This is a genomic window from Bifidobacterium sp. LH_558, assembly GCF_056356295.1.
Map to the genome: position 1 here is coordinate 600,418 of NZ_JBKETZ010000001.1, position 15,072 is coordinate 615,489.

A 15,072-nucleotide genomic window follows, 5' to 3' on the forward strand; every position below is an offset into this window, starting at 1 on the left:
GGGCACCTGCGGACAGATGCGAATAGCGGCGGTCCCGCTATTCAACAGTGACGGACTTGGCGAGGTTGCGCGGCTTGTCCACGTCGTAGCCCTTGAGCTTGGCCATATCCATGGCGAAGATCTGCAGCGGAACCACATCCACCAAGGGGCTCAACAGCGTGGGGCATTCAGGACGCCAAAATACCACGTCCGCATACCGCTCCACATCCTTGTCGCCACGCTCCGCGACGGCGATGATGTAGGCGCCGCGGGCCTTGACCTCTTCGATGCCGGAGAGCACCTTGGCATGCAGCACGTCGCGCCCGCGCGAGGGCGGCACGATGAAGACCACGGGTTCGCCTTCGTCCACGAGGGCGATCGGTCCGTGCTTGAGCTCGCCGGCGGCGAATCCTTCGGTGAAGGTGTAGGCGATCTCCTTGAGTTTGAGCGCGCCCTCCATGGCCACGGGATAGCCCACATGGCGGCCGAGGAACAGGAAGGAATGCGCGTCGACTATATCGGCGGCGGCCTCATGCACGGCCTTCATCTGCGTGTCGAGAATCCACTGGATTTTGGCGGGCATGTCCTTCAGCGCGTCGAGGATCTGGCGAATCTCGTCGCGGAACATCGCGCCCTTGACTTGTGCGAGATACAGTCCCAGCAGATAGGAGGCGGTGACCTGCGCGACGAAGGCCTTTGTGGAGGCGACGGCCACTTCGGGGCCGGCGTGTGTGTAGAGCACCGCGTCGGATTCGCGCGGGATCGAAGCGCCCTGCGTATTGCAGATGGCCAGCACTTTGGAGCCCTGTTCGCGGGCGTGGCGCAGGGCCATCAGCGTGTCCATCGTCTCACCGGACTGCGAGATGGCCACCACCAGCGTGCGCGGGGTCAGGATCGGATCGCGGTAGCGGAATTCATGGGCGAGCTCCACTTCCACGGGCACGCGCACCCAATGTTCGATGGCGTATTTGGCCACCTGCCCAGCGTAGGCGGCGGTGCCACAGGCGATGACGATGATTTTGTCGATGGATTTGAAATCGTGGTCGTCGATGCGCACCTCGTCGAGGGTGATGTCGCCATGTTCGTCAAAGCGGCCCAGCAGCGTGCGCTGCACGGCGGCCGGATCCTCATGGATCTCCTTGTCCATGAACGAGTCCCACCCGCCCTTTTCGGCGGCCGAAGCGTCCCAATCCACGGTGTAGGTGGCGGGATCCTCGATCACGTTGCCGTAGAAGTCGTTCACCACCACGCTTTCGGCGGACACGCACACGCACTGGTCCTGCCCCACTTCGAGCGCGCGCTTGGTGTAAGCGACGAACGCGGCCACATCGGAGCCGAGGAAATTCTCGCCTTCGCCCAGGCCCACCACCAGCGGCGAGTCGTGGCGTGCGCCTACGACGATGTCGGGCTGGCGGCAGTCGGTCGCCAGAATGGTGAACGCGCCTTCGAGCATGCGGGCCATGCGGCGCACCGCCTTGAACAGGTCGGGCTTGCCTTCTTCGGCGATGATCGCGTCCACGATTTTGCCGAGCAGTTTGGCGGCCACTTCGGTGTCCGTTTTGGAGGAGAAGCGGTAGCCTTCGGCCTGCAGGTCGAGACGCAGCTGCGAGGCGTTTTCGATGATGCCGTTGTGGATGATCGCGACTTTGCCGTCGCGGCTGGTGTGCGGGTGCGCGTTCACGTCGGAGGGCACGCCGTTGGTGGCCCAGCGCGTGTGTCCGATCGCCACGGTGGCCTGCGGCATGGGGCGGCGTTCGAGGTCTTCGGTGAGGTTGGCCAGGCGTCCGGCCTTCTTGCGCACCTCGACATGGTCCATGCCGGGGGCGGTCAGCGCCACGCCGGCCGAGTCGTATCCGCGGTATTCCAGTCGGGCCAGTCCCTGAAGGCACACCTCAAGCGGCTTGTCGCACGCGGTTTCCAGATTTCCTGCATATCCAACGATTCCACACATAGCTATCCAGCCTAACCGAAACCATTGTCGTAGCCCGAGCGCATCGGGCTTCTACGCATACTCCTTACGCGTCACAGCACGTGCTGAAGGAAGTCCTTGAAGCGGGGCTCACGAGGCGAGTCGATGATTTCCGGGCCTCCCTGCTCCACCACCACGCCATCGGCCATGAACACGACCTGATCGGCCACCTCGCGGGCGAAACCGATCTCGTGCGTCACGCACACCATCGTCATTCCGTCTTTGGCGAGCGACTGCATCACGGCCAGCACCTCGCCCACGAGTTCGGGATCCAGTGCCGAGGTGGGTTCGTCGAACAGCATAATGTCGGGCTTCATGGCCAGCGCACGCGCGATGGCCACGCGCTGCTGCTGCCCGCCGGAAAGCTCCATCGGATAGTAGTCGGCGCGATCGGCGAGGCCTACCCGTTCGAGCTCGGCGAGCGCGAGGGCGCGGGCCTCGGATTTGTTCATATGCCGCACATGCACCGGCGCTTCCATCACGTTTTCCAACGCGGTCATATGCGGAAAGAGGTTGAATTTCTGGAACACCATGCCGAGTTTGGCTCGCTGGGCGGCGACCTGTTTGTCGTCCAGCGTCTGCAGCACCTGCTGTCCGTTGCGTTCCACGTACTTGTATCCGATGAGTTCGTTATCCACTTCGATGGATCCGCCAGTGAGCGTTTCCAGCTGGTTGATCAGGCGCAGGAAGGTGGATTTGCCCGAGCCGGATGGGCCGAGGATCACGGTGACGGTGCCGGGCATCACGGTCAGGTCCACGCCTTTGAGCACGTGGGTCGAGCCGAAGGCCTTATGCACCTGCTTGGCGACGATGGCGGGTGTTGTTGCGCTCATCATGGTCTCCTTACGCGTTCAATCCGACCATGGTGGCCTGGTTGATCTTGCTGACGTCGTCCTTCGGCTCGCCGTCCGTTTTGCCGGGCAGCGGCGTGCGCTTGCCTTTGGCGCCCATGGCCCGCGCGTCGAAGCCCTTGCCGAAATGCTTTTCGAGCTGCGCTTGGATGATCATTAGAATCGAGGTGATGAGCAGATACCAGATGCAGGCCACGATAAGCAGCGGGATCGGCTTGTAGATGCGGTTGGCGATGGCGTTGGTGGCGAATTGCAGTTCCAGCGTGAACGGCACGGCCAGCACCAGCGAGGTGGTCTTCAGCATGCCGATGGTTTCGTTGCCGGTGGGCGGGATGATGATGCGCATGGCCTGCGGCAGCACCACACGCCGCATGATCAGGGTGCGGTTCATGCCCAACGCTTTCGCGGCTTCGGTTTGGCCGGGGTCGATGGCGTCGATGCCGGCTCGCACGATTTCGGAAAGGTAGGCCGCCTCGTTGAGCGCCAGTCCAATCCAGGCGGCGTTGAACGCGGTGACCACCACCGAGGAGTCGATGCTCCAGAATTCCACCGAGGTGAAGGGGATGCCGAGGCTGAGTTTGGGGATGAGCACGGAGAACAGTCCCCAGAAAACCAGCTGCGTGTAGACCGGGGTGCCGCGGAAGAACCAGATGAAGAACCAGCTCACGCCGCGCAGCACCGGATTGAGCGATTTGCGCATGATGGCGAGGATCACAGAAAGCACCACGGCCACCACCATGGAGAGCGCGGTGAGCCACAGCGTGTATCCGATACCGGTGAGCACGTTCTCGTTGAACAGGTATTTCCACACCGTCGGCCAGTCGAGCCGCGGGTTGGTGATCAGTCCATGGATGAGCATCGCGGCGAGCAGCGCCACGATCACCCCCGCCACCAGCGGGCCGGGACGGCGCACGGGCAACGCTTGGATGCGGTTGGGGATGTTCAGCTCCTCACCGTCGGATTGCGGCTTTGTCATGGCTCTCCTTTGCGTGTCTTACATGGACCGGCCGCTGCGATTGCGAACGGATATTGGCTGCTACTCGATATCCGTGGGATTGATTTCGGCCTGGTCGATGGCGCCGGAGCTCACGCCCCAGTGGTCGAGGATCTGGTCGTACACGCCGTCGTCCATCAGCTTCTGCATGGCCTTCTGCATGGCCTCGGCGGTGGCGGTGTCGCCCTTGGCGATGGCGATGCCCTGCTTGACGACGCCCACGTCCTCACCCAGCGCCTCGAGCTGTCCATCGGTCTGCGAGATCGCATAGCCGGCGATTGGGGAATCAGCATAGAACGCGACCGCCTTGCCGGTGACGACATTCGTGGTCACATCGGTCTGCTGCTTGGAGGAGAGGATTTCGATTTTGGAGTCGGCCGGGCACTCTTCGTTGGCCGCGTTGACTTCCTCTTCCTGCGTGGTGCCGGTCTGCACGGCGATTTTCTGCCCGCACAGATTGGCGGAGTCGAAGTCATTGGGATTGCCGGAGGGAACGACCCAGGTCGATCCGGCTTTGTAGTAGCTCACGAAATCCACGGCGTCCATGCGCTCGGGGGTGATGGTGAAGGAGCTCATGCCGACGTCCACTTTGGAGCCGACGGAGGGGATGATCGTGTCGAAGGTGGAGATGACGTCCTCCACTTCCATGCCAAGCACCATGCCTAGGGCGCGGCTCAGGTCCACATCGTAGCCGACCGGGGTTCGGCCGTCTTCGGCCAGGAATTCAGCCGGCGCGTACGAGGTCTCCATACCGAAGGTGAGCTTGCCGTCGGAGGTCACCGATTCGGGCAGCAGGGCGGCGATATCGTCGTCCTTCTCGATGGACGACACGTCGAAGCTTTCGATTGTGGTGGACGTTCCGTCGGTCGTCGAGTCATCGGTGGTGCCGCATGCGACGACGGACAGCAGCATGGCGGTGCCGGCGACCAACGCCGTCAGTGATTTCAGGTTCTTCATGGTTCGCATCATTCTCCCTCGTTCGCGCCCAGTCGGACCACTAGGCATACGGACATCACGATACGGGCTCCGTGCTACGAATCCGTTAATTCATTCGCGAGTTCAGCGGGAGCGTTTGTTGGCGTAGCGCATGGCGCGCAGGGCCTCGCGCTTGTCCTGCTCCTCGCGCAGGGCCTGGCGCTTGTCGAATTCGCGCTTGCCTCGCGCCAGCGCGATCTCCACCTTGGCGCGGCCGTCTTTGAAATACAGGCTCAAGGGCACGATCGTGTAGCCCTTGGCTTCGGATTGGCGCGCGAGTTTGGCGATCTGCTGCGCGTGCAGCAGCAGCTTGCGCTTGCGCTTGGGTGCGTGGTTGTTCCATGTGCCGTTGAAGTATTCAGGGATGTTGGCGCCTTCCATCCAGATCTCCCCGCGGCGGTCGATGGTGATGAAGGCCTCGGCCAGCGAAGCGCGCCCCTCGCGCAACGATTTGACCTCGGTGCCGGTGAGCACCAATCCGGCCTCGTAACGATCCTCGATGGCATAGTCGTGCCGCGCCTTCTTGTTCTGCGCGATCGGCTTCGTGCCTTGTTCCTTCGCCATCGGGACCTCCTTTCGCTCATACCGTCCCCGCTATGGCAAGCATCGAACGACACTATCACAAAACGCGCCGCCCGGATATCGGGCAGCGCGTTGAGCGAACGGTTCGTATGGTCGCGACTGGCAGTGGTGCGCCGTTTCGACCGGCAGCCCGGTCAGTGCACGAACCAGTATTGGCCGCGGTTGGTCAGGGTGCGGTAGTTCATGATCCAGGGACCTCCCCAATTCATTTCCGAGATCAGGAAGGTGCCGTCGCTGTACACGGCCTCCACCACGGCCACATGGCCGTAGAAGCCGTCGGCGTAGTCCTGTCCGGGCAGGAAGGAGAGCGCGGCGCCCACTTCGGGGTTATGGTCCACGCGCAGGCCGTAGCTTGGCGCGGTTTTGTACCAGTCGCCGCCGTTGCCCAAATAGGACGGCGTGCCGATGCCCATCTGACGGCGGCGTTCGTACGCCCAATACGTGCACTGGCCGGCCACGTAGGCGTTGCCGTAATCGCCGTTGCTGGTGCCTTGGCCGCTGCTGACGGTGCCGCTGCTGGTTCCACCGGTCGAGCCACCGGTGTTGCCACCGGTCGACCCTCCGGTGTTGCCTCCCGTCGAACCACCGGTGGAACCGCCCGTGGAGCCGCCGGTGTTGTTGCTCGTGGCGTTGCCTCCGGAAGTAGTGCCCTGATTGCCGTTGCTGGGCTTGCTGGCCGCCGCTGCCTGCTCCTGCTGCCATTGGCGGTTGTACGAGTCGATCTGCGATTCCAACAGCACGGTTTGCGCTGCCTGCTGGGCCGCCTCGCTGTCCAGCTGATCCTGCATGCCTTCCAGTTCGGCGCGCTGATTCTCGCCCTGCTGGCGCAGCGCGTCCAGTTCGGCACGCTCCTGCTGGGCTGTGGTGGCGGCGGTCTGCGCGGTCGCGGCCTTCTCATCGGCCTTGGTTTTCAGTTCGCTGATCTGCTGTTCGATGGCGGCGAGACGTTCGCTGCGGTTCATCGAGGTGTTCAGCGTCACCGCGGCGGAGGAGGCGGCGTTCGCCTCGTTGCGCGAAAGCGCGTCACGCGACTGCATCGAGTTGATGAATTCCTCGGTACTGGTGGAGCCGGTGACCACGCTCATCAGATCCGAGGTGTCGGATCCGTGCATGTCTTCGCGGGCCAGCTGGGCCACGGCCGCATGCGCGTCATCGTAGTCTTCGCCGGTCTGCTCGATCTGCGCCTCGAGATCCGCCTTGTCTTTCTGCGCGGCGGCGAGACGTTCGGCGGCGGCATCCGCTTCGGCTTGGGCGGATGCGGCGTCTTCGTTCGCCTGGGTGACCTTCGCCTGCGCGGCGGGAATCTGCGTGTTGGTCAGATTGTCCAGTTGGATGATCTTCTCCGCGAGTTCCTCGTTCACGCCGGCGAGCTGCGCGCGCAGCTCGGCCTCACGCTGGGCGCTGGAGGCGCGCTGGTTCTGCGCGTTGACCAAATCACTATAGGTGTCGGCATGCGCTTCGGGCGCGGGCGACATCGCCAGCCCGGCCATGCATAAACCGGCGGCGACCATAACAGCGGCAGCCGAACGCACCACACGAGTTGCGCTGTTCATAGACATGGTGTCCTTTCTTTGACGACGGGCATCACCATAACATGCTTTGCTGGGAGCCTGGATCAGGTCTTGAGGTAGCGCCGCAGCGAGATCGTCGAGGCGACGATCGACAGCAGGATCGCGCCGAGGATCAGGAACGGCGAGATCATCAGCACCGTCATCTGGTTCACGTAGGGAATCCAGCTGATGGATTCAGCCAGCCATCCCTCGATGAACACGCGCACGATCACCGACAGCATCAGGCAGGAGAGCACGGATCCCACCAGCGAAGCCAGCACGCCCTCTAACACGAAGGGCATGCGGATCGTCCAGTTCGAAGCACCGACCAAACGCATGATCTCCGTTTCGGTTCTGCGCGAGGCGGCGGACATGCGGATTGTCGTACCGGTAAGCATGATGGCGACCAGCACCATCACCGCGGCCAGACCGATGGTCACGGCGGTGGCGCGGTTGAGCACGGCGAACACCGGCTCGAAGATCTGCCGCTGGTCGGTCACTTCTTCGACGCCGTCGCGGCTGGAAAGCACTTCGGAGACGATCTGGTATTTCTCGGGATCCTTGAGTTTGAGCCACAGCGAATCCTGCATATCGTCCGCGGTAAGCGTGCGTCCCTGATATTCGCCGTTCGGGTACTGCTGAGTGAAGGTGTCGTCGTAGAACTCCTGCTTGCTCACATAGGTGATGTTCTCCACCACATCCGAAAGCTCGTTGCGGATGGTCTGCTGCAGTTCGGTGATCTCCGAAGCGGTCGGGGAGACTCCCGACGCGCAGTTCGCCGACTGGCTGGTGCCGTCCGGGCACAGCCACACCACGACTTCGACCCTGTCGTACCAGTCGCCCTTCGCTTTGGCGATCTGCGCCTGCGTGAGCACGGCCGCACCGATGAACACAAAGGAGATGAAGGTGACCAGCATCACCGACAGAATCATCGGCACATTGCGCCTCAGGCTGGTCCAGGTCTCCGACAGAATAAAACGAATTCTCATGACTGCTGCTCCTCGTTCTGGGCGCTACGGGTTGCGGCGGACGGCGGCATCGGCGGGGCCGGCGGCGCGGGAGGAAGAGGCACTGCCGCTTCCGGAGACGGGATATCGGGCACCGTCACCTCTGGCACCGCTACCTCAGGGACGGCCACCTCGGGCACTGCCATTTCCGGCACCGACAGACCGGCCGCATCGTCCGCAGGCGTCTCGGCGGCAGGCGCGGGTTCGAAACCGCTCCCCTGCGCGTTCTGATAATCGTCGAGTTTCAACCCCTTGCCCCAGGTCAGGGTGTCTTCCAAGGGCGCGAACGCCTCGCCGTAGCGTCCGGTGCGTCCGGAATGCATGGAATTGGCCAGACGGGCGATGCCCTCGTCGCGCTCGTAATCCTGCGCAATCGTCGCAACCGATTCGACTTCGGTGTTTTCCGCAGTCTTGCCCACATTCTCGCCTGCGGGCGCGGCCTCAATCGCCTCAGGTTTCTCGGATTCCATCACCTTGACGGCGTTGGCCTCCACCTGGGAATCGGGGAAGAACAGCGCGGAATCATACGAGCCGTGGGCCTCGTCGCGCACGATTTTACCGCCGTGCAGCTCCACCACGCGCTTACGCATCGAATTGACGATCTCTTCGTTATGCGTGGCCATCACAATGGTGGTGCCGGTGCGGTTGATCGCGTCCAGCACCTCCATGATGCCCAGCGAGGTGGTCGGGTCGAGGTTGCCGGTGGGCTCGTCGGCCAGAAGGATCTGCGGATGGTTCACATACGCGCGGGCGATGGCCACGCGCTGCTGCTCGCCGCCGGACAGCTCGTGCGGATAGTTGTTCTCCTTGCCGGTCAACCCCACCGTGGCCAACACCTTGGGCACCAGCGATTTGACGGCGGAGCGGCGGGTGCCGAGCACCTCCAGCGCGAACGCCACGTTCTGCCACACGGTTTTGTTGTTGAGCAGCTTGTAGTCCTGGAACACGAAGCCGATGGAGCGGCGGTACTGCGGCACCTGACGGTCGGAGATGCGGCGCAGGTCATTGCCCGCCACACGGATCTCGCCGTCGGTAGCCTCCTCCTCGCGCAGCAGCAGGCTCAGCAGCGTGGTTTTGCCGGAGCCGGAGGCACCGACCAGGAACACGAAGTCCCCGCGCTCGATGTTCAAATCGATGGCATCGAGCGCCGGGCGCGTGCCCCTCGGATAGATCTTGCTCACCTGGCTTAACGAGATGAGTGCCATGATGCCTCCTTCTGCGGGCGCCTCAGGAGCCCGCACGCATGTGTGCCGGTTTAGTCCTCGGCGGCCCGGCGCTGCTCGTGGCGCCAGCGGATGCCCGCCTCGATGAACGCGTCGATGTCGCCGTCGAACACGGCCTGGGTCTGGCTGGTTTCGTGGCCGGTGCGCAGATCCTTGACCATCTGGTAGGGGTGCAGCACGTAGGAGCGCATCTGGTCGCCCCAGCTGGCCTTGATGTCGCCGGCGAGCTCCTTCTTCTTCTTCGCCTCTTCCTCATGGCGCAGCACCAGCAGTCGGGACTGCAGCACGGCCATGGCGGCGGCGCGGTTCTGGATCTGCGAGCGCTCGTCCTGCATGGTCACAACGATGCCGGTGGGCAAATGGGTGATGCGCACGGCCGAGTAGGTCGTGTTCACGCCCTGGCCGCCGGGGCCGGAGGCGCAGTAGGTGTCCACGCGGATTTCGGTGTCGGGGATTTCGATATGGTCGGTCGCCTCGACGAGCGGCACCACTTCGACGGCGGCGAAGCTGGTCTGGCGGCGGCCCTGGTTGTCGAAGGGCGAGATGCGCACCAGACGGTGGGTGCCGCCCTCTACGCTCATACGGCCGTAGGCGTAGGGCGCGTCCACCTGGAAGGTGGCGGACTTGATGCCCGCCTCTTCGGCGTACGAGGTGTCCATCACCTTGGCTTTGAAGCCGTTGCGCTCGCACCAGCGCAGGTACATGCGCAGCAGCATCTGCGCGAAGTCGGCGGCGTCCACGCCACCGGCGCCGGAGCGGATGGTCACCACCGCGGAACGCTCGTCGTATTCGCCGTCGAGCAGCGTCTGGATCTCCATGGAGTCGAGGTCCGCCTGGATGCGACCGATCTCCTCCTGTGCTTCGGCGAGTGTGTCGGCGTCGCCTTCCTCGCGGCCGAGTTCAACGAGCGTCTCCACATCGTCGATGCGCTGCACCGCCGAGTTGAGTCGCTTCATCTGCGATTCGGCGGCGGAGAGCTTGCTGGTCACCTTCTGCGCGTTTTCGGGGTTGTCCCACAGTCCGGGGGCGGCGGCCTGCGCTTCAAGTTCCTTGATCTCGGCCTTCAGCCGGTCCATGTCCAACGCCTTGGCGATGGAGTCGTACTTGGCGCGCGCGTCGGCGACCGCTTGGGAAAAATCAAATTCTGCCATCGTTCTAACCTTACCTATGTCACTTGCGAAAAGCTGGGATTATGTCATCCACTTCAGATTCCACACATATTCCTTGAATGGGGAACGTTCCGTGGTCCTTGGCCGGCACGGCTGCGAACCTGCCGCTCGGCTTTTGGCGGAGACGCCCCGCGGATTATGCGAAGGGCGCGCGAGACGTCAAAGGCTCGCGTACATCGCCGGAATCACCAACGACACCAGCATGGCCGCGGCGATGACGATGCACACCGCGCGCACGATGGTGCGGCGGCGCTTGTCACGCTGCTCTCGCTGGCTCTGGTATTCACTCACGGGCACCAGTGTAACCGTACCCCCGCCCCACCGCTACCAGCGGCGACCTGGAACACCTGGCATTGCGTTCGTGGCCTCCGGACCATACCCGCCATCGCTACCAGCGGCGACGGCCGCAGGCCTTGCCTCCGACGCCGGAACGCCCTGAAGCGCCCCATGGCCCCGCCCCTTCGCGCCGCAGCGTCGTCAGATGCCGCTTCATCGCCACGAGCATAATATGCGCATCCTCCAAGCCCAAGTGCCGCTCGTCATGTTCGCTGGCGAGCGCCCCTTGGCGTTTGGCGTAGGCCTCAAGCGTGTTGTCTCCGTACGGATGGTCCGCGTCGGGCGTGGAGCCGGGGTCCCACTGCCGGCTCATCGGCAGCGTGTCGATGATGGTGACGCGCCCGGCACGATAGGCCTCCGCGTACCCGGCCACGTTGAGCATAAAGAAGTTGTGTTCGAAGGTGGCGTTATGCGCCACATACGGCTGCTGGGTCAGTCGTGCGAGCAACCCGGTCTGAGCCTCGGGCCATTCATCGAACAGCCGGTACTCCCCCATGCCGCGTTCGCGCACGTCGATGCCGGTCAGCTCGCGGATCAGATCGTTGCCGTGCCTCGCGTTGGCTGGCGTCACACCGAAACTCAGCCGCGCCTGCCCGTAGGCGTCGCCGGCGTCGTAATACGGCTGTTCGTAGGCGTATTCCGACGGAGCGTCGGCCGGCCGCGGCGAGATCATATTCATGAATTCGAAGCCAACGTCGATGATGTACACGCGCGCCGGATCGGTGCCGGTGGTTTCGATGTCGATACCCATCACCGTGTCCACGTCGCGACCGGGCAGGTAGACGTCCCGCCAGTCACCCTGTTTGGTGACGGACGCGGAACCGCTTATTGGCGCGGTCTGCGACGACGGCACGGCAGCGCCCGTTCCCGAGGCCGCGTTCTCAAGCACCGGCGAGGGTGAGTTCCCGGACAAAGACGAAATCGCGTTCCCCGACAAAGACGAGGCTGCGAACGCACCACCCGGCGAAGTCGCTCCGGAAAGATTGGCCCGCGCCATGCCGGCCGCACCGGATTCGCGTTGAATCCGCTGCGCCTTGCGGCGTTCGGCGCGCGCGTTGAGAATCCGCGCGGTCTGATCCTGAATCTCATCCAAGCTGACGCCCACGGAGTCTTCCCCATTGGCGGCTCCTCCGGCATCGGCCATGTCGGGCACGTCTCCGGTTTCAGCCACCGCCGTCAGCACCGGCACGGTGACGCGGCCCTGCCGCTCGTAACGCACATGCCACAGCCCATCGGCCACCCCGCGGTCGAGCAGCAGATTGATCTCGTCGTTCAGCCGGCGGTTCGCGTAGGCGAGCGCGCGCGGCAAACGATACGAGGCGACCAGACGGTCGAAATCAGTCATGAACGCGGTGTTCGTCTGCGCAAGAATCGCCTCCACACGGTCGCGAACCGCATAATCGCGCTTCAACAGGGCGTGGACGTTCTGCTGCGGGTTGTCCACGGCAGCCAATCCCACGCCGATGCCGCCTACCAGATCAAGCGAACGCACCCACTGCCAGTCGATCGGCCGCCCATCGGCGTCCTTGGGGCAGACCAGTGCCCACTGGTCGGCATCCCCCTTGGCTTGCTCCAACCATTCCAATACCGCTTGGTTCCGCCGCTCGCCCGCTGTCTGTGTCATGCGCATCATCGTAACCCGACATCCCGAACAGCAGCCCGACAGCCTAAACACGTAGCTCAGGCGTCGTGCCCTTCGCACTTGCACGAAGGATGTGCGAAAAGCACGACGTTTACCGATAAGAAAACGTCGTCGATTTCGCACATCCTTCGTGCAAGTGCGAAATCGACGACGTTTCGGGTCGGCGCGCGCTTGGCGCTCCTACAGTTCGAAGCCGAGTTCCGAGGCCGCCGCGGTGGGCACGGGATCATCGCACCAGAAGTCCTCGAGGTTCTCGTAGGTGGTGAGGGAGCGGATCTCCGCCTTGTCGATGTACAGCTCGCCGCTCAAATGGTCGGTCTCATGCTGGAAGATGCGCGCCGGCCAGCCGTGCATCTGCTCCTTATGATGAGTTCCGTTCTCGTCATCCCACTCCGCGATGATGTCGAGCCAACGCCTGCGCACGGCCTGATAGCCGTCGAAACTCAGGCATCCCTCGTAGAAGCTGGTGGTCCGATCGCCCACCGGCTCGTATGTGGGGTTGATGATCACGCGGAACGGAAGCTCCGCCATCTCGCGCGGATCGCCCTCGTCCTCCTCGCGCATATGGTCCTCGAGCACGGCGATGGAAAGTCCCAGACCGATCTGCGTGGCGGCCAGGCCCACGCCCGGCGCTTCGAGCATGGTGATGCGCATCGCTTCGATGAGCTTGGACAGCGTATTCTTGCTCAGCTGACCCGCATACGGCACGGTGACTTGGCGGAGCACCGGCTCGCCCGCCTGCACGATGGGGAGGATGCGTTCCTTGCCGCCGGTCGCGATGAGCTTCTCCACATCGCGGTTGAGCGCGAGGTCGACTTTGCTGTTCCTACCAAACATGTGGAGTCCTTTATATCCTTGCGTATTGCGTACAAAACAGATTTATTGTGCGGTATGTCTAGGACGGATCGCCAGACACCTTCCGAAGGAGGCCGACGATCCGCCGGTTCACCTCACAACGCGAGTTCGTCGGCGACCACCTGCGCCAGGCGGGCGCACACCTCGTCGGCCATCTCCTGCGTGGCGGCCTCGGCCATCACACGCACCAGCGGCTCGGTGCCGGAGGGGCGCAGCAGCACGCGACCGGTACCGCCCAGCAGCTCCTCCTCGCGCGCGACCGCGGCCTGCACGGCGGCGTTCGTGTCCGCGGCGGCCTTGTCGACGTTCGGCACATTCACCAGCGTCTGCGGCAGCTGGGGGAAGTCGGCGGCGAGGGTTTTCAGGCTCTTGCCGGACCTCATCACCTCGTTGCACAGCATCAGCGCGGTCAGCGTGCCGTCGCCGGTGGTGGCGAATTCGCGGTTGATCACGTGGCCGGACTGTTCGCCGCCGAGCGTGTAGCCGCCGCGCAGCATCTCCTCCAGCACGTAACGGTCGCCCACACCGGTTTCCACCGTTTTGATGCCCATGTCGTTAAGCGCGAGTTTGAGGCCGAGGTTACTCATCACGGTGATGACCAGCGTGTCGTGCGCGAGCGTGCCCTCGTTCTTCTTGGAGCGGGCGAGGATGCCCATGATCTGATCGCCGTTGACCATATTGCCGTCCTCGTCCACCGCGAGGCAGCGGTCGGCGTCACCGTCGAAGGCCACGCCCATCATCGCGTCCGAAGCCTTGACCATGGCCTGCAGCTGCTCGGGATGCGTGGATCCGGCGTTCTTATTGATGTTGTAGCCGTCCGGCGAGGCGTTGATCACCACCACTTCGGCACCCGCGCGGCGCAACGCTTCGGGAGCGACCACCGAGGTGGCGCCGTTCGCGCAATCGGCCACGATTTTCAGGCCTTTCAGCGGAGTCGGCTGGCTTTTGTCGGCCTGCAGAGGAGCGATGGTGGAGACCAGATGGTCAATGTACAGGTTGGTGGCGGTCACGGTGTCATGGCTCACTCGGCCCACGCCCGCGCCGGTCGGGCGCTCCCAATCCTGGCCGAGCACCGCCTCGATCTGGTCTTCCTTGCTGTCGGGCAGTTTGAAACCGCCGCGAGCGAAGAACTTGATGCCGTTGTCCGGCATGGCGTTGTGGGAGGCGGAGATCACCGCACCCATCTCCACATTCAGCACGGAGGTCAGGTAGGCCACGCCTGGCGTGGGGATAATGCCCGCGTCGATCACATCGAATCCGCCCGCGCTCATGCCGGCGGACAGGGCCGCAGCCAGAAAATCGCCGGAGACGCGGGTGTCGCGGCCGACCAGCGCACGACGACGGCCTTCGGGCTGGTCGTCCTTCGTGCCCGAATCGCCCAGCACACGCACCGCAGCGTCGCCCAAGTCCAGCGCCAACTGCGCCGTCAGATCACGATTCGCCAGTCCGCGCACGCCATCGGTTCCAAACATCTTCGGCATATCAGCCCGCCTATTCCTTCGCTCGGGTTCGCCGGGCTGCGATCGCGGCCGCCAGACGAACGAATCCACACCGGTCATCGTTGTTACGTTTTTACCGTGAACCATCGTAATCGGCATACGGGGATAATCGCCCACACGGTTCGCAATGTTGCCCTTTTCTTCAAACTATGCGGCGTGGCGGGCATGCGAAAGCCGCGGCGAACGCTTTGGTCCGCCGCGGCTTTCAACAAAATCGTCGAGATCCCTCGACTGCGCTCGGGATGACGAAACGGGAAGGCATGGGCCGTTCCTTTTCTTCGTCATCCCGAGCGGAGGCCGTCAGGCCGTAGTCGAGGGATCTCCTTGGCTTTTCGGTTACATGAGGCTGGTGTAGATGGCGAGGATGTCCTCTTCGGTGGCGGGGCGGGGGTTGCCGGGGGTGCACACGTCGTTGAACGCGTCGTGGGCGAGGCCGGCGAG

At 63.6% G+C, this 15,072-nt stretch carries 13 protein-coding genes; all 13 read right to left on the reverse strand.

The window, feature by feature from the left end; all coding sequences use genetic code 11:
- Positions 1-37 precede the first annotated feature (37 nt).
- Positions 38-1,930, reverse strand: coding sequence for a glutamine--fructose-6-phosphate transaminase (isomerizing) (gene glmS, locus AC1AV0_RS02815; RefSeq protein ID WP_476570880.1), 1,893 nt, complete (start codon positions 1,928-1,930; stop codon positions 38-40).
- Positions 1,931-2,001: 71 nt separating this feature from the next.
- Positions 2,002-2,784, reverse strand: coding sequence for an amino acid ABC transporter ATP-binding protein (locus AC1AV0_RS02820; protein ID WP_476570881.1), 783 nt, complete (start codon positions 2,782-2,784; stop codon positions 2,002-2,004).
- A 7-nt stretch (positions 2,785-2,791) separates the two neighbouring features.
- Positions 2,792-3,775, reverse strand: coding sequence for an amino acid ABC transporter permease (locus AC1AV0_RS02825; protein ID WP_476570882.1), 984 nt, complete (start codon positions 3,773-3,775; stop codon positions 2,792-2,794).
- A 60-nt stretch (positions 3,776-3,835) separates the two neighbouring features.
- Entirely contained in the window at positions 3,836-4,759 is a 924-nt protein-coding gene (locus AC1AV0_RS02830; RefSeq protein ID WP_476570952.1) for an ABC transporter substrate-binding protein, read from the reverse strand.
- Positions 4,760-4,852: 93 nt separating this feature from the next.
- Positions 4,853-5,332, reverse strand: coding sequence for an SsrA-binding protein SmpB (gene smpB, locus AC1AV0_RS02835; protein ID WP_476570883.1), 480 nt, complete (start codon positions 5,330-5,332; stop codon positions 4,853-4,855).
- 152 nt (positions 5,333-5,484) lie between these two features.
- Positions 5,485-6,903, reverse strand: coding sequence for a CHAP domain-containing protein (locus AC1AV0_RS02840; RefSeq protein WP_476570884.1), 1,419 nt, complete (start codon positions 6,901-6,903; stop codon positions 5,485-5,487).
- A 62-nt stretch (positions 6,904-6,965) separates the two neighbouring features.
- Positions 6,966-7,889, reverse strand: coding sequence for a permease-like cell division protein FtsX (gene ftsX, locus AC1AV0_RS02845; RefSeq protein WP_476570885.1), 924 nt, complete (start codon positions 7,887-7,889; stop codon positions 6,966-6,968).
- The gene (gene ftsE, locus AC1AV0_RS02850; RefSeq protein WP_476570886.1) at positions 7,886-9,112 is read right to left on the reverse strand and encodes a cell division ATP-binding protein FtsE; all 1,227 of its coding nucleotides are present in this window, start codon (positions 9,110-9,112) and stop codon (positions 7,886-7,888) included. The genes ftsX and ftsE overlap by 4 nt, the downstream gene beginning before the upstream one ends.
- A 50-nt stretch (positions 9,113-9,162) precedes the next feature.
- Positions 9,163-10,281 (reverse strand): peptide chain release factor 2, encoded by a 1,119-nt coding sequence (gene prfB, locus AC1AV0_RS02855; protein ID WP_476570887.1) that lies wholly within the window; start codon positions 10,279-10,281, stop codon positions 9,163-9,165.
- 177 nt (positions 10,282-10,458) lie between these two features.
- Positions 10,459-10,590, reverse strand: a complete 132-nt coding sequence (locus AC1AV0_RS02860) for a hypothetical protein (protein ID WP_476570888.1) — start codon at positions 10,588-10,590, stop codon at positions 10,459-10,461.
- 97 nt (positions 10,591-10,687) lie between these two features.
- On the reverse strand, positions 10,688-12,259 hold the full coding sequence (locus tag AC1AV0_RS02865) for a DNA polymerase III subunit epsilon (protein WP_476570890.1): 1,572 nt from the start codon (positions 12,257-12,259) through the stop codon (positions 10,688-10,690).
- Between the two features lie 198 nt (positions 12,260-12,457).
- The gene (locus tag AC1AV0_RS02870) at positions 12,458-13,114 is read right to left on the reverse strand and encodes a peptide deformylase (RefSeq protein WP_476570893.1); all 657 of its coding nucleotides are present in this window, start codon (positions 13,112-13,114) and stop codon (positions 12,458-12,460) included.
- A 113-nt stretch (positions 13,115-13,227) separates the two neighbouring features.
- Positions 13,228-14,613: a phosphoglucosamine mutase gene (gene glmM / locus AC1AV0_RS02875; RefSeq protein WP_476570895.1), complete on the reverse strand. Its 1,386-nt coding sequence runs from the start codon at positions 14,611-14,613 to the stop codon at positions 13,228-13,230.
- Positions 14,614-15,072 lie beyond the last annotated feature (459 nt).